The sequence below is a fragment of the Pseudoalteromonas sp. XI10 genome, from assembly GCF_001469895.1.
Taxonomy (GTDB): Bacteria; Pseudomonadota; Gammaproteobacteria; order Enterobacterales; family Alteromonadaceae; genus Pseudoalteromonas.
Window position 1 is genome coordinate 262,142 of record NZ_LOPY01000051.1, and the last position, 19,771, is coordinate 281,912.

21 protein-coding genes and 4 tRNA genes are annotated in these 19,771 nt (G+C 41.9%); 7 read left to right on the forward strand and 18 right to left on the reverse strand.

What is annotated here, in order from left to right; translation table 11 throughout:
* Window positions 1-30: 30 nt before the first annotated feature.
* On the reverse strand, window positions 31-2,208 hold the full coding sequence (locus AUR67_RS15450; protein WP_058585936.1) for a YgiQ family radical SAM protein: 2,178 nt from the start codon (window positions 2,206-2,208) through the stop codon (window positions 31-33).
* 120 nt (window positions 2,209-2,328) lie between these two features.
* Window positions 2,329-4,524, reverse strand: a complete 2,196-nt coding sequence (locus tag AUR67_RS15455; RefSeq protein ID WP_058585937.1) for an EAL domain-containing protein — start codon at window positions 4,522-4,524, stop codon at window positions 2,329-2,331.
* Between the two features lie 259 nt (window positions 4,525-4,783).
* Between AUR67_RS15455 and AUR67_RS15460 the strand changes: the two genes are divergently transcribed.
* Both AUR67_RS15460 and AUR67_RS15465 read left to right on the forward strand, forming a co-directional pair.
* The gene (locus tag AUR67_RS15460; protein WP_235591849.1) at window positions 4,784-5,290 is read left to right on the forward strand and encodes an SRPBCC family protein; all 507 of its coding nucleotides are present in this window, start codon (window positions 4,784-4,786) and stop codon (window positions 5,288-5,290) included.
* Window positions 5,259-6,146 carry a TIGR03899 family protein gene (locus AUR67_RS15465; RefSeq protein WP_058585939.1) on the forward strand — a complete coding sequence of 296 codons (888 nt, stop codon included), beginning with the start codon at window positions 5,259-5,261 and terminating at the stop codon, window positions 6,144-6,146. The genes AUR67_RS15460 and AUR67_RS15465 overlap by 32 nt, the downstream gene beginning before the upstream one ends.
* Before the next feature lie 33 nt (window positions 6,147-6,179).
* Here the strand turns inward: AUR67_RS15465 and AUR67_RS15470 are convergent, their stop codons facing one another.
* The 9 genes from AUR67_RS15470 to AUR67_RS15510 all read right to left on the reverse strand — a co-directional run bounded on the left by AUR67_RS15470 (window position 6,180) and on the right by AUR67_RS15510 (window position 12,409).
* Entirely contained in the window at window positions 6,180-6,947 is a 768-nt protein-coding gene (locus tag AUR67_RS15470; RefSeq protein ID WP_054561114.1) for a TIGR04219 family outer membrane beta-barrel protein, read from the reverse strand.
* 4 nt (window positions 6,948-6,951) lie between these two features.
* Complete coding sequence (locus AUR67_RS15475) at window positions 6,952-7,938, reverse strand: DUF2333 family protein (RefSeq protein ID WP_054561115.1); 987 nt, start codon at window positions 7,936-7,938, stop codon at window positions 6,952-6,954.
* An 8-nt stretch (window positions 7,939-7,946) separates the two neighbouring features.
* A complete protein-coding gene (locus tag AUR67_RS15480; RefSeq protein WP_058585940.1) occupies window positions 7,947-8,453 on the reverse strand; it encodes a copper chaperone PCu(A)C in 507 nt (168 codons plus the stop codon).
* Window positions 8,454-8,533: 80 nt separating this feature from the next.
* Complete coding sequence (locus tag AUR67_RS15485; RefSeq protein ID WP_054554146.1) at window positions 8,534-8,860, reverse strand: hypothetical protein; 327 nt, start codon at window positions 8,858-8,860, stop codon at window positions 8,534-8,536.
* Window positions 8,861-8,869: 9 nt separating this feature from the next.
* Window positions 8,870-9,076, reverse strand: a complete 207-nt coding sequence (locus tag AUR67_RS15490) for a PspC domain-containing protein (protein WP_054554145.1) — start codon at window positions 9,074-9,076, stop codon at window positions 8,870-8,872.
* Window positions 9,077-9,086: 10 nt separating this feature from the next.
* Window positions 9,087-9,761, reverse strand: coding sequence for a PspA/IM30 family protein (locus AUR67_RS15495; protein ID WP_058585941.1), 675 nt, complete (start codon window positions 9,759-9,761; stop codon window positions 9,087-9,089).
* A 235-nt stretch (window positions 9,762-9,996) separates the two neighbouring features.
* Window positions 9,997-10,974 (reverse strand): tRNA dihydrouridine(20/20a) synthase DusA, encoded by a 978-nt coding sequence (gene dusA, locus AUR67_RS15500; protein ID WP_082389307.1) that lies wholly within the window; start codon window positions 10,972-10,974, stop codon window positions 9,997-9,999.
* A 236-nt stretch (window positions 10,975-11,210) separates the two neighbouring features.
* On the reverse strand, window positions 11,211-11,633 hold the full coding sequence (locus AUR67_RS15505) for a hypothetical protein (protein ID WP_152996535.1): 423 nt from the start codon (window positions 11,631-11,633) through the stop codon (window positions 11,211-11,213).
* Window positions 11,634-11,788: 155 nt separating this feature from the next.
* Window positions 11,789-12,409 (reverse strand): MarC family protein, encoded by a 621-nt coding sequence (locus AUR67_RS15510; RefSeq protein ID WP_055020798.1) that lies wholly within the window; start codon window positions 12,407-12,409, stop codon window positions 11,789-11,791.
* A gap of 94 nt (window positions 12,410-12,503) precedes the next feature.
* Between AUR67_RS15510 and AUR67_RS15515 the strand changes: the two genes are divergently transcribed.
* From AUR67_RS15515 to AUR67_RS15525, 3 genes are all read left to right on the forward strand, one after another.
* The gene (locus tag AUR67_RS15515; protein ID WP_054554141.1) at window positions 12,504-12,938 is read left to right on the forward strand and encodes a transcriptional repressor; all 435 of its coding nucleotides are present in this window, start codon (window positions 12,504-12,506) and stop codon (window positions 12,936-12,938) included.
* A 73-nt stretch (window positions 12,939-13,011) separates the two neighbouring features.
* Window positions 13,012-13,479, forward strand: coding sequence for a chemotaxis protein CheX (locus AUR67_RS15520; RefSeq protein ID WP_054554140.1), 468 nt, complete (start codon window positions 13,012-13,014; stop codon window positions 13,477-13,479).
* Window positions 13,476-13,901, forward strand: a complete 426-nt coding sequence (locus tag AUR67_RS15525; protein WP_058585943.1) for a secondary thiamine-phosphate synthase enzyme YjbQ — start codon at window positions 13,476-13,478, stop codon at window positions 13,899-13,901. The genes AUR67_RS15520 and AUR67_RS15525 overlap by 4 nt, the downstream gene beginning before the upstream one ends.
* 70 nt (window positions 13,902-13,971) lie before the next feature.
* On the opposite strand, the gene AUR67_RS15530 is transcribed toward AUR67_RS15525, so the two are convergent.
* From AUR67_RS15530 to orn, 5 genes are all read right to left on the reverse strand, one after another.
* A tRNA-Gly gene (locus tag AUR67_RS15530) sits at window positions 13,972-14,047 on the reverse strand.
* A gap of 85 nt (window positions 14,048-14,132) precedes the next feature.
* A tRNA-Gly gene (locus tag AUR67_RS15535) sits at window positions 14,133-14,208 on the reverse strand.
* A gap of 101 nt (window positions 14,209-14,309) precedes the next feature.
* A tRNA-Gly gene (locus AUR67_RS15540) sits at window positions 14,310-14,385 on the reverse strand.
* 85 nt (window positions 14,386-14,470) lie between these two features.
* A tRNA-Gly gene (locus AUR67_RS15545) sits at window positions 14,471-14,546 on the reverse strand.
* 258 nt (window positions 14,547-14,804) lie between these two features.
* Window positions 14,805-15,350 (reverse strand): oligoribonuclease, encoded by a 546-nt coding sequence (orn, locus tag AUR67_RS15550; protein ID WP_054554138.1) that lies wholly within the window; start codon window positions 15,348-15,350, stop codon window positions 14,805-14,807.
* A 122-nt stretch (window positions 15,351-15,472) separates the two neighbouring features.
* On the opposite strand from orn, the gene rsgA reads away from it, so the two are divergent.
* Both rsgA and asd read left to right on the forward strand, forming a co-directional pair.
* Window positions 15,473-16,531, forward strand: a complete 1,059-nt coding sequence (gene rsgA, locus AUR67_RS15555; RefSeq protein WP_058585944.1) for a small ribosomal subunit biogenesis GTPase RsgA — start codon at window positions 15,473-15,475, stop codon at window positions 16,529-16,531.
* An 18-nt stretch (window positions 16,532-16,549) separates the two neighbouring features.
* On the forward strand, window positions 16,550-17,416 hold the full coding sequence (gene asd, locus AUR67_RS15560) for an archaetidylserine decarboxylase (protein WP_201024597.1): 867 nt from the start codon (window positions 16,550-16,552) through the stop codon (window positions 17,414-17,416).
* Window positions 17,417-17,481: 65 nt separating this feature from the next.
* Here the strand turns inward: asd and AUR67_RS15565 are convergent, their stop codons facing one another.
* Together AUR67_RS15565 and thiE are read right to left on the reverse strand one after the other, a co-directional pair.
* Window positions 17,482-18,237: a HesA/MoeB/ThiF family protein gene (locus AUR67_RS15565; protein ID WP_058585945.1), complete on the reverse strand. Its 756-nt coding sequence runs from the start codon at window positions 18,235-18,237 to the stop codon at window positions 17,482-17,484.
* A 1-nt stretch (window position 18,238) separates the two neighbouring features.
* On the reverse strand, window positions 18,239-19,762 hold the full coding sequence (gene thiE, locus AUR67_RS15570; RefSeq protein WP_058585946.1) for a thiamine phosphate synthase: 1,524 nt from the start codon (window positions 19,760-19,762) through the stop codon (window positions 18,239-18,241).
* Window positions 19,763-19,771: the final 9 nt, after the last annotated feature.

A 19,771-nucleotide genomic window follows, 5' to 3' on the forward strand; every position in this document is an offset into this window, starting at 1 on the left:
ACGGCCCTTAAAGGGCCGTATTTATATCTTTTACTTTGCGCGCTGCTTATTTTTACCTACTCTAGGTTTGGTATTGGCCTTTTTAAACTGGCTAAAACCGGTGTGACGAGTCAATGCCGCACGGCCTTTACCGCCCTTTCCTCTAGCAGCTTTCTCGTTACGACCTTCTTCAGGTACCAAACAGTTCGGTCCTTTACCGATTAGATTCGCTTTGCCCATTTTTCTTAGTGCTTCACGGATCATCGGCCAACCAGCCGGATCGTGGTAACGTAAAATCGCTTTGTGTAAACGACGCTGGCGTGCGCCTTTTGGAACAGGCACTTGCTCAGTATTGTTCTTAATATTACGCAGCGAGTTCATCTCAGTGTGATAAATCGTGGTTGCATTGGCCATCGGCGATGGATAAAAGTTTTGCACTTGATCAAGCTTAAAGTCATTAGACTTTAACCACAACGCCATGTTCACCATATCTTCGTCTTTCGTTCCTGGGTGAGCAGAAATAAAATACGGGATCAAATACTGCTTTTTACCCGCTTCTTTTGAGTATTTATCAAATAACTCTTTAAACTTATCGTAAGCTCCCATGCCCGGCTTCATCATCTTAGACAATGGACCATCTTCAGTATGCTCAGGGGCAATTTTTAAGTACCCGCCTACGTGATGGGTAACCAACTCTTTTACGTAGCGCGGATCTTCTACAGCTAAGTCATAACGTACGCCAGACGCAATCAAGATTTTCTTCACACCTTTTACATCACGGGCTTTTTTATAAAGCTCAATAGTTGGGGTGTGATCCGTGTCCATGTGCTTACAGATATCAGGATAAACACATGATAAACGTCGGCACGTACTCTCTGCTTTTTTACTCTTACAGCGCAACTTGTACATATTCGCTGTCGGTCCACCTAAGTCAGAGATAACCCCAGTGAAGCCCGGTACTCTGTCACGAATTTGCTCAATTTCATCAATAATTGATTGCTCAGAACGGCTTTGAATAATACGTCCTTCGTGCTCTGTAATCGAACAGAAAGAACAGCCACCAAAGCAACCACGCATGATGTTCACCGAGGTTTTAATCATTTCATAGGCTGGGATTTTTTCATCGCCGTAGCTTGGGTGAGGAATACGCTGATATGGCAAACCAAATACGCCATCCATTTCTTCAGTTTCAAGCGGAAATGCAGGCGGGTTAACCCAAATAGAACGGTCGCCATGGCGTTGAAATAATGCACGTGCACAACCTGGGTTTGTTTCTTGGTGCAAAATACGCGAGGCATGGGCATAAAGCGGTTTGTTTACGCTTACTTGCTCATACGCTGGCAGCTTAACGTAGGTCTTTTCCCAAGGTTTAGGGCGCGCAGGCTGAACAGTGATTGGCTTAGCCGCCTCGGCACTTAAATCAATACCTGCTTTTTTAAATTCAGATTTACTACAACCCACATCATCTGCGCCATACGGGTTTGGAATTGGATCAATCTTACCTATTTTATCAATTGCAGTTGAGTCACTACCACGCCAACCCGGTAATGGTTCTTTACGAATAACCGCTGTACCACGAATATCTTGAATTGTCTCAACCGACTCACCCGCAGCAATTCGGTGGGCAACTTCAACAAGTGGGCGCTCAGCATTACCGTAAATTAGGATGTCAGCTTTGGCATCAAACAACACACTACGGCGTACTTTTTCTTGCCAATAATCATAATGAGCAATACGGCGTAAACTCGCCTCAATACCACCAATGATCAGCGGCACATCTTTATAAGCTTCGCGACAGCGTTGGCTATATACAACTACCGCACGGTCAGGACGTTTACCGCCTATGTTACCCGGCGTATAAGCATCATCGTGACGCATACGCTTTTCAGCAGTATAACGGTTGATCATCGAGTCCATATTACCCGCTGTAACACCAAAGAATAAGTTAGGCTTACCTAACGCCATAAAGGCATCTTTTGAGTTCCAATCAGGCTGCGCAATAATACCAACACGAAAACCCTGTGACTCAAGCATACGCCCTATCACAGCCATACCGAAACTTGGGTGATCTACATACGCATCACCACTGACAATGATCACGTCACAGCTATCCCAGCCTAACGCGTCCATTTCTGCACGAGTGGTTGGTAAAAATGGCGCCGTGCCATAGCATTCAGCCCAATACTTAGGGTAAGAAAACAGGCCTCGCTCGGCTTTTAATGCGCTCATAAAGTGTACTCTGCTAACAAAAGGGGCGAATTATACCTCAGTCTTATAGATTATTATAGAAAACAAAACGCCCTTCACATGGAGGGCGCTGTTTAATTAATATGCTTTTGTTGAAACTTTCTATTGTTTAGCTTGCAGGTAGGTAATTAACTCTTTTTCTGGCATAGGCTTAGCATACATGAAGCCTTGCACTTCATCACAGCCAAGCTGGGCTAAATAATCTGCTTGCGCTTGTGTTTCGACCCCTTCTGCGATGGTTTTTAAACCCAGCCTTGCACCTAAAGAAATAATTAACGCTGCAATAGCCTGACAATCTTGACCTGGTAAGTCTTTAATAAAGTCGCGATCAATTTTGAGTCTGTCTAGTGGCAGTTTTTGCAAGTAACTTAACGATGAGAACCCTGTACCAAAGTCGTCAATCGCAATCTCGATACCAAACTCTTTAAGCTCTTTTAATGTGGTGATCACATTAGCTAGCTCATCCATTACCACGCTTTCGGTCACTTCGAGTTCAATAAACTGCGGCTTTACATCGTATTTAATAAGCGTGTCTTTTACTTGTTGAGCATAGCCTTTAACTTTAAACTGCGGCACTGAAACATTCACAGCAATGCTAATTGCAAAGCCCATTGCTTCGAGGCGCTTTTGCTGCATACATGCTTGCTCTAGCACCCATTGCCCTATATCAACAATTAAACCGGCATCTTCTGCCATAGGAACGAAAATCGCCGGCGAAATATACTTACCATTACCTGACGGCCAACGCAGTAGCGCTTCACAGCCAATGATTTCAAGTGTATTTAAATCAAGTTGTGGCTGAAACCAAACCTCTAATTTACGCTGCTCGAAATCTTGACGAAGTTGTCTGATGATCCCTAAACGCCAAGCCATTTGCTCTTCCATGTCTGGGGTATACGTCACCACCATTTCAGAAGATTGTTTTTTAGCCTGATTAAGCGCAATGTAGCCCAGCTTTAAGGTCTCGATCCCTGCTTGCAGGAAGTCACCTTGATAACAAAGGCCAATATTAAAGTTGATTGGTAAAATGTGTTCACCGGCATTAAACGGCAAACTTAAATGCTCGCGTAGTAGCTCAACATCACATTCACCAACGGGTAACAGTAAGCCAAACACATCTGCACCAATACGCGAGAGCAGCTTTGCATTTGGGTATTCTTGATGCAGTCTATCAACAATGGCATTTAGTAATAAGTTACCAATCTCTTGGCCTAAGCCATTGTTAATATCAGAGAATTGCGCAACATCAATTAATAAAAAGACATAGTCACTTTTACCCGGCTGGTAGTAACGCTCCACTTTATTCATGAAATCGTTACGATTCGATAAGCCAGTTAAAACATCTTTATAAGCTGCATCACGTAAACGGTTGAACAACCTAACATTATCAAGACCAACACTGACATTGGTTAAAAATATCTCTGCAAATTGTAGTTGCGAAGGACTTGGTGTGTGCTCGGTTTCTAAGTAAATAGCTGCTTGGCGGTTTTTGCTTTTTAATAAATACGTACTGTCTACATCGGTGTGCTGATGCTCACCTTGGGCTAGGCAGTTATTAACTTGCATGATAATACGGCCATCATCAAGCTGCTCAATACCCTGGCCAATAAACTCATTATATTCAGCACAACCACCTAAAACATAAACCTGGTTATCATCTTCGATTGAACCACACAGTAAACCTTGCGGTTCGCAATCTAAAATAATTGAGAGCTGCTTAATCACTGCCATCGAAAAAGCTTTTATATCGGTAAAACCAAGAATAGCCTTAGATGCATACAAAATATTATTTAACGCACGGCTTTGGAATTCGAGCTGACATACTTGCTCATAAGAGCGAATAGCAGTTACAAGGGATGTGATAAGCTTACTACGTGTTAGTTCTGTTTTTGTTTTGTAGTCGTTGATATCGTATTCGCGGATCACTTTTTCTTCAGGTGCATAGCCTGGTTGCCCTGTACGTAAAATAATGCGCACATTGTGATTATTGAGGCACTCTCTAACCTGCTTTACAACTTGCAAGCCTGCATCATCTGACTCCATAACCACATCAAGGAGTATTACCGAAATCGAATGATCATTCTTAAGTAATTCGAGCGCTTCTGCACCTGAGTAGGCATGATGGAATCGCAGCCCTTTATCCCAAAACTCAACGCCTGAGAGGGCAAGCTTAGTAACTGAATGTATTTCTGGATCATCATCGACAATTAATACGTCCCAAAAATCAGAGACAGTTTCATCCACTAACTGTTCGTCATCTTGGTCACTAAACAAAAAGTCGTTACTCTCTGATGCCATTAATAATTCCTTAGAGTGATCCCCGTAATACTGTAACTATGGCGCCACTCCATTTTACAGCGATGCTCAAAATTCTATCACTTATTTAACTATGATACATTAGTGATAGCTTATATAGTACCAAACAGATTATAGTCTATGTTACGTATAATGTTATGAAAGTTATAAAACAATTGCCTGAGGTGAGATTATTAAAATACTCATTTTTACCCTAAAAGCGATTTTTATCGGCATTCTGATCTCACTTGTGATTGGGCTTATGCTTTCACCGCAATATACCGTTCAAAAATCAATTAAAGTGAATGCGAGCAGTGCTGAGATTGCAAGCCTTATAGGCGACTTTAATCAATGGCCTAAATGGCAACCATGGCAGGCTGTCGACCCGAGTATTAAATTTACCATTGCAGAACCTAGCCAAGGTGTAGGTGCACATCAATTTTGGCAAAGTCGCTTTGGCGAAGGTGAAATGACCATCACCCAACTCGACAACAGCCAGCTTTCATTTAATATCTTATTTAATAAAGAACACATTGCCCAAGGCACAATCCGCTACTTACCTGAAGGCGATAGCGTTAACATTGAGTGTTCATTAAAAGGTGAGGTCAACACCCCTATTATTGGTGGCTACCTTGCTTTACTAAGTCAGTATATTCTCAACAACACAGTAAAACTGGCGCTCAATAACATCAAAACTCATGCGCAGTTAGCAACAACAGGCAAGGACAGTGTGACCGATGACAGTGAAAGCAGCTCAGGCGAGAGTTAATCTTGCTAATATCATAGAAAACCAGCTTGGCTACCCTATTCATAAGGCATCATCGGCTAGGATCAACCATGCTGGTGATGACAGCTACTCAGCACAAGGTCAACAGCAGTTAGCTTATCAAATTAAAGCGCAAGCAAGCCTTTTAGAGCGCGCTCAAACTCGCCAAGAAATTCAATTTATAAAACGCCAAGAAAATATCGAAACCATTATGGCGATGGCCATGGCGTTTTGCCCCGATGTCACAGGCCAACAACAACCCGATTTTGATTGGATAGAGCGCTTTATCAGTTTATGTGAAGACACAGCTAATTCTTCAATGCAAAAGCTATGGGCAAAAATACTCGCAGGTGAAACCGTGTCACCGGGTACCTTCTCGATTAAAAGCTTACAAACACTTAAACACATGACTCAGCGCGAAGCAGATGCCCTTCAGCGCTGTACATCACTGTGTGGCTTCAATGAAAAAGATAATAGTCATCTGATTTTACTCGGCTTTTACAAAAAACCTTCGTTGTTTGATTTACTTAGAAAAGGTAACAAGGTGTCATTTAATTTAGGGAAAACCCCTGTTAGCTTTCCTGATATTCTTACTCTGATGGATATTAACTTACTATATCGAAAAGAAATCGAATCAGCGGTTTTAAAAGCAGGCCAAGAACTAGTACTGAGCTTTATGAATCAACGCTTGGTTTTAAAAGCAAAAAGTAATGACTTAGTACTCAGTTATTATAAATTTACACAAACGGGTGACGAGTTAAGAAAGCTAATCGCATCGCCAATAAATAAGGCTTATAAGCAGATACTCTCAACATCACTAGAAGATGAATTTGAAGTTAGCTGGCAAGCTTTAAAATAAAACTGCCAGCTAAATATAAACCGAAAAACTCGATTAGAAGTGGATTTGAATACCCGCAAATGGACCTGATGCATCTAAATCTGTATAGATATCATCAATATCATCAAGCTCTAAAGTCATTGAGCGGTAACCCGCTTTAATGTCCATATCAATTGCTAAGTTATCAAGTAAAGCGTATGCAACACCCGCTTGGTAGTCTTGGATTTTGCTATCGTCGATAGCAAGTAAGCTACCTTCAAAGAATACGCTTAAACCTGTTAACGGCAAACCAACTTCAGCACGACCATACACTAAAGGTACGAAACCAGAAAAATCAACGCGCTCAGTCGTGTTTTGGCCACCATCTTGCGATGTACCCGTTACCGTAATTTCACCGTCAAATTGTTTAGCGTTTACACCTAAATCAATTGAAACCAAATCATTATCAAAGATTTCGTAATATAGGATGTAGTCAACATGTGATAAATCACTCACTGTGCCTACTTGTGTGCCTACAACGTAATCAGAACCACCAAAACTAAATGTTTCATCAAGTGTTGTATCACCATTTAACTCAAGTTCAGTGTATTTTAGTTTAATGTTTGGTACTAACGGCACTGGGTGCTCAAGTGCTGCGTAGTAGCTCGTAAACGTTTCATCATCAAATTTAAAGCTTTGTAGATTTCCGTCTTGAGCAAAACTACCGCTGTTATCTGATTGCCAGCCATCAACACCTAGGTATAAACCTAATAATGTATCAGCTTGCGCTGTTGGAGCTAAACAGGCCATTGAAAGGGCGGCTGCTAAACAGTACTTTTTCATCATTTTATCCTTGCGCTAAAAGTTCGCTAAGTTCAATTAGAGCCGCATTGGCTCGAGAAATATAATTCGCCATGACCAGTGAGTGGTTAGCAACAAAACCAAAACCACTGCCATTTAAGATCATTGGGCTCCACACAGTTTCTTGCGTGGCCTCTAATTCACGAATAATTTGTTGCAGACTAACACGAGCATTTTTCTTTTCTAAGACATCAGCAAAATCATATTCAACCGCTTGTAAAAAGTGCAGTAATGCCCACGTTGCACCACGCGATTCATAAAATACATCATCAATTTGCCACCAAGATGTTTTTACTTGGCTTTGCAAAGGGGTGTATGTTGCTTGATGAGCCGCAGTATCGCCAGCTAAATCAGTGTTCAAACGATCTTGGCCAACACTTGCACTTAAACGCTGACTTAAACTACCTAAGCGCTTTTCAGCTTCTTTTAACCAGCCACGTAAGTTATCGGCACGGGCATAAAACTGGCTATCTCGATCGTTCTGATCCGCAATTTGAGTGCGATACACAACTAGTAAATCAATACCCTTTTGATATTCAGTTTCTGCGCTAGGCCATGCCCATGCTACCGAGCTTATATTAAATTGCGGCTGTGCTTTTTTAAGCGCTTCGTGCTCAGTTGATTGAGACTGTGAACGGCTGAAATCTTTACGCATCGACAACACTAAATCTCGGGTCATCTCAAGCGCGCCATATTCCCACGCAGGCATGTTATCCATCATTACACTTGGTGGCATCATATCGTTAGATAAGTAGCCGCCAGGCTTATTTAATAATGTACTTGCCACATTGATCAACGTGGTTGTTGTTGTGTAGCCGGTGACAAACTTTTCACCGCGCATTTGCGCTTCCTGTTTTGCCTTGCTAACAACATCCATACGAGCTGGTTCACTACTCCAGTAAACAGCAATCGCGTAAAAAATAATTAGTATAATAAGTAATGCACTGGCTATTTTTCCTTTATGCTCAGACATAATACCTCCTAGTGATGTGAGTGCTCTTTACTTTTTTTTGATGCCTGCTCAGACATTTCTTGTAAAGACACAACCTTGGCTTGAGTAAAAACTCGATTGCCATCATTAAAATATAGCGTGAGTTTTCGTTCTTGCCCTGCTTTTAGTTGATCTTCAGGTTCAAACACCATTAAGTGATAACCACCCGGTTTAAACTCAACACTGCTGTGACCATCAATCTTTAATGATAAAACCTGTTCCATTTTCATCATGCCATCAACATGAGTATGCTGATGAATTTCAACACGTCCTAAACCATCAAGCTCAGCTTTAGTTAATACCGTTGCATGCTCACTTGGGTTAGTAATAGTTAAATAAGCCACGCTGGCTTTACTGGCTGGTAAAAATTCACGTACCTGCGCATTGCTTACAGTTACTTCGGCAACATGGCTATGATCATGGCCACTATGGGCAGATGAAAAAGTACTAAAGAATAAACTTGCGGTAAGAAAAGAGAGTGCGGGCCACAGTTTCATTATGTTTTAATCCTTGTTAAGACATTAACTTACCCGCTAAATTTAGCATATTTTATGTATTAAGGCAGTTTATTAGTACCTTAAGCTGGCGATTTTTTGTTATCGGCAATCAACCAGCATAATGCTGCGATTAGTAAAAGTGGCCATGCAATCATTACTGAGCCAAATAAAAACGCAAGCACAACACCAATCAAAGCAACAACACCTGCGCCTAGCAGCCCAATAGTGAATAGCGCAACACCTGCAACGACGGCAATGACTGCCACTATTGCACCGATGACCTCAAGCCCAGCCCAACTCATATCAGCAATTGATAAAGGTAATTGCCATGAGTCAAACGATACAAATGAAACCGCATCAGTGCATAGTAATAACATTGCCAAAATGATGATAGCTAACGTTTTCATGTCCTACTCCTAGTAACCTTTCACTGGTAAAGTGCAATGAGCCACTAAATAACCCACGCCTATTAACAGCGGCATTTGAATAAGTAATATGATCATGACCAAACGTGTTGACCATACAGGGAAGCCCAAGCGCGCAGCGAGTCCGCTACACACACCCGAGATCTTTTTATTACTCAGATCACGGTACCAACGTGTCGATGTGTGATAAGTATTCATTATTAACCTCCTAAGCCGACTGCTTCATCGTTGCTTTCAAATCAGCAAGCTCTTTATCGATTGCTTCATCTTTCTCAAGGGCAGCGAATTGTGCTGCTGTTGAATTTGCAGCATCACTTTGTGTAAGTTCATACGCTTCAACTTGCGACTCAATGTTTTCAACGCGCTGCTCTAAGTAGTCAAAACGCGCTAATGCATCTTCAACTTTACTGCTATGCAGCTGGTCTTTTACTTTTAAGCGTGCTGTAACAACGCGTTCTTTTTGCATGTAAGTCAGCTGTTTGGCTTTTGCATCTGCAAGCTTGTTTTGTAAACGCTGACAATCTTCTGTCAATTTAGCGAGTGACTCTGCCACTTTATCCATTTCAGCTTGTTGCGCTTCGATTTCTGTCGTTAAACGCTGCTTTTCAACTAATGCTGCTTTGGCAAGATCATCACGATCTTTACTCAACGCTTTTTCTGCTTTCGCTTGCCAGTCAGCTACTTTCGCTTGTTTCGCTACAATTTCACGCTTCATTTGCTTTTCTTGCGTTAAAAATGTCGCAGCAGTTGCACGGCATTCAGTCAGTGCATCCTGCATTTCTTGCACGAGTAGATTAAGTAACTTTTCAGGATCTTCAGCTTTGTCTAGTGCTGCAGAAAGGTTTGCCTGAATAATGTCATTTACGCGATTTAATACACCCATGTGACTCTCCTGTTGATTATTGGGTTAATACAGCTAGGAGATTCCAATTCTTGTGCCAACTAACGAATAAATTAAATTTATTATTAAGATACAATAAGTTGAGTTAATTGAATTTAGATTTAGGCTGACTAGTGACTGAATGAAAAATAACTAATTTGACTAAAAAATTAACTTTTTCACCAAATTTTAGGATCAAAAAAAGCCACAAAATGTGGCTTTTTAATAGGCTTTGTGATTAGGCTTCTGGAACAAAACTTAAGGCTTTATCCATAACAGATAAATCGGCCGCTTTACCATGGCCTTTTTCTGAAAGATGGCGTCTAAAACCACGCGCACCAGGTTGGCCTTGAAAAATTCCCAACATATGGCGAGCAATATGCCAAAAGTTAGCGCCTTTGCTCATTTCATCTTCAATATAGTCATACATCGATCGCACAACCTGATGACGACTTAGCGTAAAGGCTTCATCACCATAAATGTTTTCGTCGACCTCAGACAAAATAAACGGATTACTATACGCTTCACGACCAATCATAATGCCATCAACATAATCAAGGTGAGCTACGCTATCAGCAATTGTTTTCACGCCACCATTTAAGCTTAAGTGAAGTTGCGGATAATCTTTTTTCAACTGGTAAACCCGCGGGTAATCAAGAGGTGGGATCTCACGATTCTCTTTTGGGCTTAAGCCATTTAACCATGCTTTACGCGCATGAATAATAAAGTCATCACAGCCAACATCATGACTTGCTTCAATTAAAGCACATAAAAACTCATACGAGTCTTGCTCATCAATACCAATGCGCGTTTTAACAGTAACAGGAATAGTCACTTCGGCCTTCATTGCAGCAACGCAATCAGCAACCAGTTTAGGCTCAGCCATTAAACAAGCACCAAAACGACCATTTTGCACGCGATCAGACGGACAGCCGACATTTAAGTTTACTTCATGATAGCCGCGCTCTGCCGCTAACTTTGCACACTTAGCCAACGCTTCAGGATCTGAGCCACCAAGTTGCAGTGCCACTGGCCCTTCATGCTCATTAAAGTGTAAGTAATCGCCTTTACCAAATAAAATAGCACCGGTTGTCACCATCTCTGTATATAGCACAGCATGCTTAGTCATTTTGCGGTGAAAGGTTCGACAGTGACGATCAGTCCAATCCAGCATGGGTGCCACGGAAAAACGGCGGTTTAATGTCGTTGTGCTCATAACATGGCCCCTTTAAAGATCAATGCATTTACTTGCAACTTAAATTACCTAATACGATTAACGCTTAATATAGCGATGATACATACCCTGTAGGCATGCACCGAAATGAAAAATTGCGACCATTATACCACCGAAGCTAGCTCGCGGCATGGCTTAATCAAAGATCAGATGATGAAAAGAGGCGAAGAAGTGTACTGCGATCTCACTTCTTTGATGAATAAGGTAAAATGCTAAGACTACATTTTTACTTTGCTAAGAAGGTGTTCAAGGTTTTGGCCCGTAAGTTCCAAAATCGTAATTTCAAGCTCTTTGTAGTCCTCGTTTTTCAGGTTAACTAATTTAGCGCCCACTGCAATTCGTGCTACTTTCTCAACAGGGTCTATTTCTACAATTTCAATTGATGCACGCGTATCATGATCTTTAGACTGCACATAATATTCACTAAAGAAGGTACCATCAGCACGTACATTTGGATTACTGTCAGACACAGATTGTAAAAGCGTGCCTTTCTTTAAATCACTTTTACGAAGTGAGAAGCTGTATTCCGCCACATTGGCATGACCAACAATTACGGTAACTGCGCTTTCACCATTAATTTTAAAATCATGATCTGTTACTTCGATAACTTTTAGCTTACCACTATCATAGGTCGGCTCCATGCAAGCACCTAAACTAAAAATCAGAAAAACAGATAAGACGACATTTTTGATTAGCATTCTTTGTTCCTTAAATTTTATATTGCCTTCTTTAAAGTTAGATAAAAGAAGGCAATTATTCAAAGTTTAAATCACTGAAAATGCACTTTAAATTAAAACTAGCCGACAACACTCAAACCGAAGTAGTGAGCGATACCGCCTAAGATATTAGTCACCGCCACTGACGATAAAATTAAGCCCATCACCCGGCTGATAATACTCGCGCCACTATCACCAATTAACTTATGAACATGCGTGGCAAGCAGTAATAAAACCAATACGATTACTAGTACAGAAAGCATAATTGATGAGGTTATAAGTTGCTCATACCAAGTGTATTCGGTATTTCGAGTCATCAGTACTGCACCAAGCATGGCACCGGGGCTGGCAATAGATGGTATCGCCAACGGAAAAATAGCGGTTTCGGTGCTATCTCGAACACTTTTGATTTCTGTTTCTGGTTTACTTTCACCAAAGATCATCGACAAAGCAAACAGTAATAATACGATACCTCCGGCAATCTGAAATGCCGAAAGTGGAATATTGATCGCGTTTAAAAGTAACTCGCCCGCAACAACGAAAAATAATAGCACTAATGCCGAAACACCAACCGCTTTTAAAGCAACTTTGCGCTTAAATTTGGCGTCATCCCAGCGTGTAACAGCAATAAAAACAGGCACGGTCCCGATAGGATCAATGACGGCAAAAAAGAAAATGAATGCAGCTAGCAATTCACTCATTAAGAAAACTCCCTGAAAACGTGTTAGCGAATAAAAACACTGCAACTACAATACAGTATGTTAGTATATCACGGTAGCGTAAGGATAAGAGAAGATGAATATAGAATCACTCGTCAGTAAAGCAAAACAAGTATGCGATAATCGTGGTGCACGTTTCACACCTATCCGTGAAAAAGTATTCCGCCTATTAGCTAGTGCGCAAGGTGGTGTGGGTGCTTATGACTTATTAGAACAACTCAAATTAACTGAGTCAGGCGCAAAACCAGCCACTATTTATCGAGCGCTCGATTTCTTATCGGAACTTGGCTTTATTCATAAAATTGAAAGCACCAACTCATTTATGTTGTGCCATCATTTTGATCACATTCACCCTGTACAGTTATTAATTTGTGACAGCTGTGGTTATGTAAAAGAATTACATTCAACAGTAATTTCTCATGAACTTAATAACTTAGCGGCAGAAAGTGGATTTATTGTCTCAGGACAAACAATCGAAGCGCACGGTAAATGCGAAAAATGCAAAGAATAAGTGCGGTGTTTGAAACAACCACTACACTTAAAGTATGATTAACGGCATTTCGAAACCTAAGGGAAAATAAATAATGAATGTGGAGTTCATCAACCCTTTTTTATCATCACTATTAAATGTATTGAGCACTATGGCTCAAACAGAATTAAAGCCGGGCAAACCTAGTTTAAAGAAAGACGAACTAGCCCGTGGCGATGTATCAGGTTTGATTGGTATGGTTGGCCCACAAACTAAAGGTTCACTTTCAATCACCTTTGATGAAAATCTAGCTCTGACCATTATGGAAAGAATGCTAGGTGAACGCCCTGATACGGTGAACGAAGAAGTAACCGACATGGTAGGTGAAATTACTAACATGGTAACAGGTGGCGCTAAAAACCTACTTGGCGAAAAGGGCTATGAGTTTGATATGGCAACGCCAGTTGTAGTGTCTGGTAAGGGACATACAATTGCACATAAATGTGAAGGCGCTAAGGTGTTAATTCCATTCACGTCTGCTGATGGTAACGCCAATATTGAAGTTAGCTTTGATAAACTATGAGCTGGCAGCAAAAAACCATTCAATTAAAGCCTCGCTCACGAGGCTTTCACATCATTGATGACGAGCTACTTCGTCAACTTCCAGAGATAGCACAATACAAAGTCGGCTTATTACACCTATTCATACAACACACTTCTGCAAGCTTAACGATTAACGAAAATGCAGATCCTACAGTGAGAATGGATATGGAAAGTCACTTCAATCATTTTGTGCCAGAACGACAAAGTTATTACCGCCATGATTATGAAGGTGATGACGACATGCCAGCCCACATAAAAAGCAGTACATTAGGTGCTGAACTCACTATTCCAATTAACCAAGGCCGTTTAATGCTAGGTACTTGGCAAGGTATCTATTTAGGTGAACACCGAGATCATGGTGGCGCTAGACGTATTGTCGCGACGATTCAAGGCCAGATCTAAAACTAGCTGTAAGCTGTAAGCAAAACTTGGCTTTATATTTAAGAAAGTGTTTTGGGGTTTATTTAGAGATTGGAGCGGCACACGAGGCTCGAACTCGTGACCTCAACCTTGGCAAGGTTGCGCTCTACCAACTGAGCTAGTGCCGCACAATAAGTTACTAGTTTTAAGTTACAAGCTTCAAGTTAGTTACTTTCCCCTTGAAACTTATATCAATTTCTTTTGCTGAGAAATTGGAGCGGCACACGAGGCTCGAACTCGTGACCTCAACCTTGGCAAGGTTGCGCTCTACCAACTGAGCTAGTGCCGCACAATAATTTACTAGTTACAAGTTTCTAGATTCAAGTTTGAATAGCTTGGAGCTTTCAACTTTCCCCTTGAAACTTATATCAATTTCTTTTGGTGAGAAATTGGAGCGGCACACGAGGCTCGAACTCGTGACCTCAACCTTGGCAAGGTTGCGCTCTACCAACTGAGCTAGTGCCGCACAATAAGTTACTAGTTTTAAGTTACAAGCTTCAAGTTAGTTACTTTCCCCTTGAAACTTAAGCCAATTTCTTTTGGTGAGAAATTGGAGCGGCACACGAGGCTCGAACTCGTGACCTCAACCTTGGCAAGGTTGCGCTCTACCAACTGAGCTAGTGCCGCTTTATAAGTAGTCAGTAATTTGTCCGTTGGTGCACAACCTTGAAGGTTGCGGTAAAACGTTCTGGCAACTGAGCTAGTGCCGCTTTATAAGTAGTCAGTAATTTGTCCGTTGTCGCACAACCTGAAGGTTGCGGTAAAACGTTCTGGCAACTGAGCTAGTGCCGCATTCAATTACTTAGAGACATACCAACCCCGCGGGGGTTAACGTCTTAAGCGGGGCAGGATTCTACAATAATCCGATGTGTTTGCAAATGTTTTTTACAAATTAAAGAATTTTTCTTGGTAAACCTTTAATTCCATGATCGAATCTTTGATATCGTCGAGGGCTAGATGTGAACCTTTTTTGTTCACTTGCGCTAATACGTCAGGTTTCCAACGACGTGCAAGTTCTTTAACGGTACTCACATCAAGGTTACGGTAGTGAAAGTAGTCTTCCAATTCAGGCATGTACTTATTCATAAAACGGCGGTCTTGGCCGATAGAATTACCACACATAGGTGAAGCACCCGCAGGTACCCATTGCTTTAGAAATGCCAATGTTTGATCAATAGCATCTTGTTCAGTGAATGTGCTTGCTTTACAACGAGCTGTTAAACCAGATTGACCGTGCTGAGTCGTGCACCACTCGTCCATGCCATCAAGCAGTTCATCGCTTTGATGAATAGCAATAACAGGGCCTTCAGCCAAGATGTTTAAATCACTGTCGGTGACAACAGTGGCAATTTCGAGTATTTTATCTGTTGCTGGTTCGAGGCCTGTCATTTCCAGGTCGAGCCAGATAAGATTTGATTTATGAAAAGACATAGTTACCTTAGCGGTGCTTTCCTTTAGATCCAACGCATTTAGATATATCATATTAGTATCATCAGTCGACCTAAAGCTTTTTTTTCAAAAAGCCCGACATTTACTCAAGTTATAGGCCAAAAGTGGCAAAACAAAAGAAATTAAGTAAAGGCCAATCGCGTCGAATTAAGGCCAATCATCAAAAACGCCTCTCTAATGCAGACAAAAAGCAACAGAAAGGGGCAACTGTGCAATGGCAAAATGACAATTTAGGCCCTGCCGAAAATGCGGTTGTGATCAGTCGATTTGGCCAACATGCCGATATCGAAACCGAATCAGGCGAAGTATTGCGCTGTAATATACGCAGAACTGTATCGAGCCTTGTATGTGGTGATGAAGTTATTTTTCGCCGTGCAAAAGTTAGCGAAGGCGACTTAGCAGGCGTTATTGAAGCAACCCACGAGCGCCGCTCACAACTAACGCGCCCTGATTTTTATGACGGGGTGAAAGTCGTCGCTGCCAATATCGACCAAATTTTAATGGTCTCTGCGGTATTGCCTGAGTTTACACCAAACATTATCGACCGCTATTTAGTTGCCTGTGAAGACATGGGTATTGAGCCTATTTTAGTGCTTAACAAAATAGATTTAATTGACGATGAAGGCCTTGCTTTTATTGATGAAATTCTCGATATCTATCGTGAGCTAGGTTATCAAGTACTATTAGTCAGTAATAAAACCGGTCAAGGCATTGCTGAGCTTAAACAAAAACTGGTCGATAAAAACAGCATTTTTGTTGGTCAAAGTGGTGTGGGTAAATCAACCTTAGTAAACACGGTACTGCCTGATGCAGACATCCTAACCCAAGAAGTCTCTGAGAACAGCGGCCTTGGTCAACACACAACAACCGTATCGCGATTACACCATTTACCAAGTGGTGGTAACCTAATCGACTCACCAGGAATTCGTGAGTTTGGCTTATGGCATTTAGATGTTGAGCGTGTTACCTGGTGCTTTAAAGAGTTCCGTGATTTTATTGGTGGCTGTCGTTTTCGCGATTGTAAGCATTTAAACGATCCTGGCTGTATAATTCGCCAAGCTGTTGATGATGGTGAAATTTCAGAACTTCGTTTTGACAGTTACCACCGAATTTTAGAAACTATGGCCGACGGCCGTGCTGGTGCACGCGCTCCTCGCGTATAACTATTTAGGAAATAACAAGTGAGTTTAGATAAATTCAAAATTGCTATGCAATATGCCATGCCAAAACATTTCATTTCGCGCATGGTTGGCAAGTTAGCAGCAGCAAAAGCGGGTGGCTTAACAACGGCCTTAATTAAATTGTTCATCAAACAATACAAAATTGATATGAGTGAAGCTAAATACCCAGATCCAGCTCATTACAAAACTTTTAATGAGTTTTTCACTCGCCCGTTAAAAGAAGGTATTCGTCCACTTTCTGAAGAAAGCGACATTATTGCTCACCCAGTTGATGGTGCAATTAGCCAATTAGGCGATGTAGTAGACGGTCAAATCATCCAAGCAAAAGGCCATGACTACGGCTTACAAGCACTCCTTGGTGGCAAAGAAGAAGACACAGCACCGTTTTTAGGCGGTAAGTTTGCGACTATTTATTTAGCACCAAAAGATTACCACCGTATTCACATGCCTGTTGATGGTACGCTGAGCAAAATGATCTACGTACCGGGTGATTTATTTTCGGTAAACCCGTTAACAGCGCAAAATGTACCTAACCTATTTGCTCGTAACGAGCGTGTTGTGGCTATCTTCGAAACTGAAATTGGCCCGCTAGCCATGGTACTTGTTGGTGCAACAATTGTTGCTAGCATCGAGACTATTTGGGCAGGCACAGTCACGCCACCAGCAGGTAAAGATGTATTTAGTTGGAATTACCCAACCACAGGTGACAACGCGATTACTCTGAAGAAGGGTGAAGAAATGGGTCGCTTTAAGTTAGGCTCTACCGTTATTTTAGCCTGGGGTGCAAATCAAGCTGAGTTCTTATCAGATCAACACCCAGAAACAGTGACGCGAATGGGCACACCATTTGCGAAAATTAACGACTAATAAGTTCAATTAAGCAAACCACTTGAGCAAAAGTGGTTTGCTTAATCTCCGCAACAATATTGCGCCTACACCCCACGATTACACTCTGAACACTCACTGTCTTTTTGAATATTAAAGCGCTGCTGCATTAGTGTTAGTCCATCAAATTGAATAAACTCGCTGCCCGTTTTGTGGCCAAGCAATATATTGATAGCCAATAAACTTTGCATGCTTCCCATAGCACCCAGTAACGGGCTCAATACCCCAGCATTGTCACAATTAAGTGCTGTTTGGTCCTCCGTTTGCGGGAATACACAACCATAGCAAGGGCTTTGTTCATCACGAAAATCAAAACTCATCACCTGCCCTTGTGTTGCAATAGCCGCAGCTGAAACAAGCGGAATAGACTTAGCTAAACAATAGCGATTAACCAAATAGCGGGTAGCAAAGTTATCACTGCAATCAAGGATGATGTCAGCACCTTCAAGTAGCTCAGCACAGTTACTTTCATCAAGCTTTTGGCATAGAGGCTTAACCTTAATTTGATTATTTAAACTGCTTAACACCTTGGCAGCCGCCTGTGCTTTTGCCTGCCCCATGTGGTTTACTTTATAGAGTATTTGTCGCTGTAGATTTGAAAGCTCAACTTTATCGTCGTCAATCAAAGTGAGCGTTCCTATTCCTGCTGCCGCTAAATAAAACAGTGCTGGTGAGCCAAGCCCACCAACTCCAACAACCACAATATGTGCAGTCTTTAACTTTTGCTGCCCCGCAAGCCCTACCTCTTTTAATAGCAAGTGGCGGCTATAACGAATTTGCTCTTTGTCGCTTAACGCGCTCATATTAACACTGACCTTCGACCAGCTGTTTTAACTTGGCAATGGCGGCTTGGTAGTCTTCGGCTTCAGTAATCGCACGTACTACGGCAACACTGCCAACACCCGTACTCGCAACTTGCTCAGCACGAGATAAGTCAATCCCGCCAATCGCGACCGTTGGATAATCGGCCATTAACGGCACAAATTTTTCGAGCTTTTCTAAGCCCTGAATTTGCCCAGTCATGTCTTTGGTGGTGGTTGGATAAATAGCACCAAACGCCATATAACTTGGTCTGTAATTATGTGCACGCAGCATCTCATAAAAGCCATGAGTCGAAACACCTAAGCGTAACCCCGCCTCTTTTATGGCAATTAAATTAGCGGTTTGTAAGTCTTCTTGCCCTAAATGCACACCATAAGCGCCGTGCTTAATCGCCAATTGCCAATAATCATTGATATACACCTGCGCATCGTACTTCTGCCCCAGCATAACCGCACTTGCAATCGACTCATCAAGTGCTGCATCGTCTGCATTTTTCATTCTTAATTGAACTGTTTTAACCCCTTCGGCTAAACACTTCTCTAACCAATCAACCGTATCTACAACGGCATATAGCCCAAGCTGTTTAGAGTCGCACTCGGCAAAACCTGCTGCCATGGTAAAATCAACCGGGCAGTCAAAGTCGAGTTCATCACCGAGCCAACTTCCCGCTTCGATGACTTGTGGGTAATCTGCTAGATTTGTTGGAAAGCAAGTGTGCGCAACGGGGCCAATCCCTTCACCATATCGAACGGCTGCTTTTAATCCTTGGTTGATATAGGCTTTCGCTAAAATAAAGGCATCTTTGAGTGGATACTGTTTGGCTAAACACGCAGCAATCACAGAGGCCATACTGCATCCAGTACCGTGACTATGCGGAGTTTGAATTTTTTCGTTACCAAGCCAATATTCCTGCTCACCTTGCAGGCAGTAATCAATGCAATAGCCACTTGGGTAATCCCAATGACCCCCTTTGATAATCACCGCTTTTGCACCATAGCCGGTTAACTTTTCTGCGGCCTCTTTCACTGCGCTTGGGCCAATCAAATAAACACCGGTTAATTGCTGCGTTTCGTGGGTGTTCGGTGTTACTACATCGACTAATGGCAATAAGCACTCTTTGATGGCACTAACGGTATCTTCTTCTGTTAATAAATCACCACTTGAGGCAATGGCAACCGGATCATAAACAACTAAAGGCGGCTCTGCCCAAGTCGCTTTGTAATGTTTTAAATGCTCACTAATAAGCTGTATTTGCTGCACATTGGCAAGCATACCAATTTTAATCACGCTGGCAGGCATATCACTGGCTAAGGCTAATAGTTGCGACTCAATCACTTCTGTTGAAATCGGGTTAAGCGCTTCTACACCTAAACTATTTTGTGCCGTTAAAGCAGTAATAACCGTACAGCCATGTACATTAAAACTTTGCATTGCCTTGATATCGGCTTGAATTCCTGCACCGCCGCCCGAATCTGAGCCAGCTATGGTCCATACAACCTGATTCATGTTATTCCT

Bases quoted from the DNA above. Each gene is read 5' to 3' on its own strand.
- AUR67_RS15565 (WP_058585945.1), bottom strand. From the start codon at position 18,237: ATGAGCGCGTTAAGCGACAAAGAGCAAATTCGTTATAGCCGCCACTTG.
- orn (WP_054554138.1), bottom strand. From the start codon at position 15,350: ATGTCTTTTCATAAATCAAATCTTATCTGGCTCGACCTGGAAATGACA.
- AUR67_RS15470 (WP_054561114.1), bottom strand. From the start codon at position 6,947: ATGAAAAAGTACTGTTTAGCAGCCGCCCTTTCAATGGCCTGTTTAGCT.
- AUR67_RS15510 (WP_055020798.1), bottom strand. From the start codon at position 12,409: ATGAGTGAATTGCTAGCTGCATTCATTTTCTTTTTTGCCGTCATTGAT.
- AUR67_RS15520 (WP_054554140.1), top strand. From the start codon at position 13,012: ATGAATGTGGAGTTCATCAACCCTTTTTTATCATCACTATTAAATGTA.
- AUR67_RS15465 (WP_058585939.1), top strand. From the start codon at position 5,259: ATGACAGTGAAAGCAGCTCAGGCGAGAGTTAATCTTGCTAATATCATA.
- AUR67_RS15460 (WP_235591849.1), top strand. From the start codon at position 4,784: ATGCTTTCACCGCAATATACCGTTCAAAAATCAATTAAAGTGAATGCG.
- thiE (WP_058585946.1), bottom strand. From the start codon at position 19,762: ATGAATCAGGTTGTATGGACCATAGCTGGCTCAGATTCGGGCGGCGGT.
- AUR67_RS15475 (WP_054561115.1), bottom strand. From the start codon at position 7,938: ATGTCTGAGCATAAAGGAAAAATAGCCAGTGCATTACTTATTATACTA.
- AUR67_RS15505 (WP_152996535.1), bottom strand. From the start codon at position 11,633: ATGGAGCCGACCTATGATAGTGGTAAGCTAAAAGTTATCGAAGTAACA.
- AUR67_RS15525 (WP_058585943.1), top strand. From the start codon at position 13,476: ATGAGCTGGCAGCAAAAAACCATTCAATTAAAGCCTCGCTCACGAGGC.
- AUR67_RS15450 (WP_058585936.1), bottom strand. From the start codon at position 2,208: ATGAGCGCATTAAAAGCCGAGCGAGGCCTGTTTTCTTACCCTAAGTAT.
- AUR67_RS15515 (WP_054554141.1), top strand. From the start codon at position 12,504: ATGAATATAGAATCACTCGTCAGTAAAGCAAAACAAGTATGCGATAAT.
- AUR67_RS15480 (WP_058585940.1), bottom strand. From the start codon at position 8,453: ATGAAACTGTGGCCCGCACTCTCTTTTCTTACCGCAAGTTTATTCTTT.
- AUR67_RS15455 (WP_058585937.1), bottom strand. From the start codon at position 4,524: ATGGCATCAGAGAGTAACGACTTTTTGTTTAGTGACCAAGATGACGAA.
- AUR67_RS15495 (WP_058585941.1), bottom strand. From the start codon at position 9,761: ATGGGTGTATTAAATCGCGTAAATGACATTATTCAGGCAAACCTTTCT.
- AUR67_RS15485 (WP_054554146.1), bottom strand. From the start codon at position 8,860: ATGAAAACGTTAGCTATCATCATTTTGGCAATGTTATTACTATGCACT.
- dusA (WP_082389307.1), bottom strand. From the start codon at position 10,974: ATGAGCACAACGACATTAAACCGCCGTTTTTCCGTGGCACCCATGCTG.
- AUR67_RS15490 (WP_054554145.1), bottom strand. From the start codon at position 9,076: ATGAATACTTATCACACATCGACACGTTGGTACCGTGATCTGAGTAAT.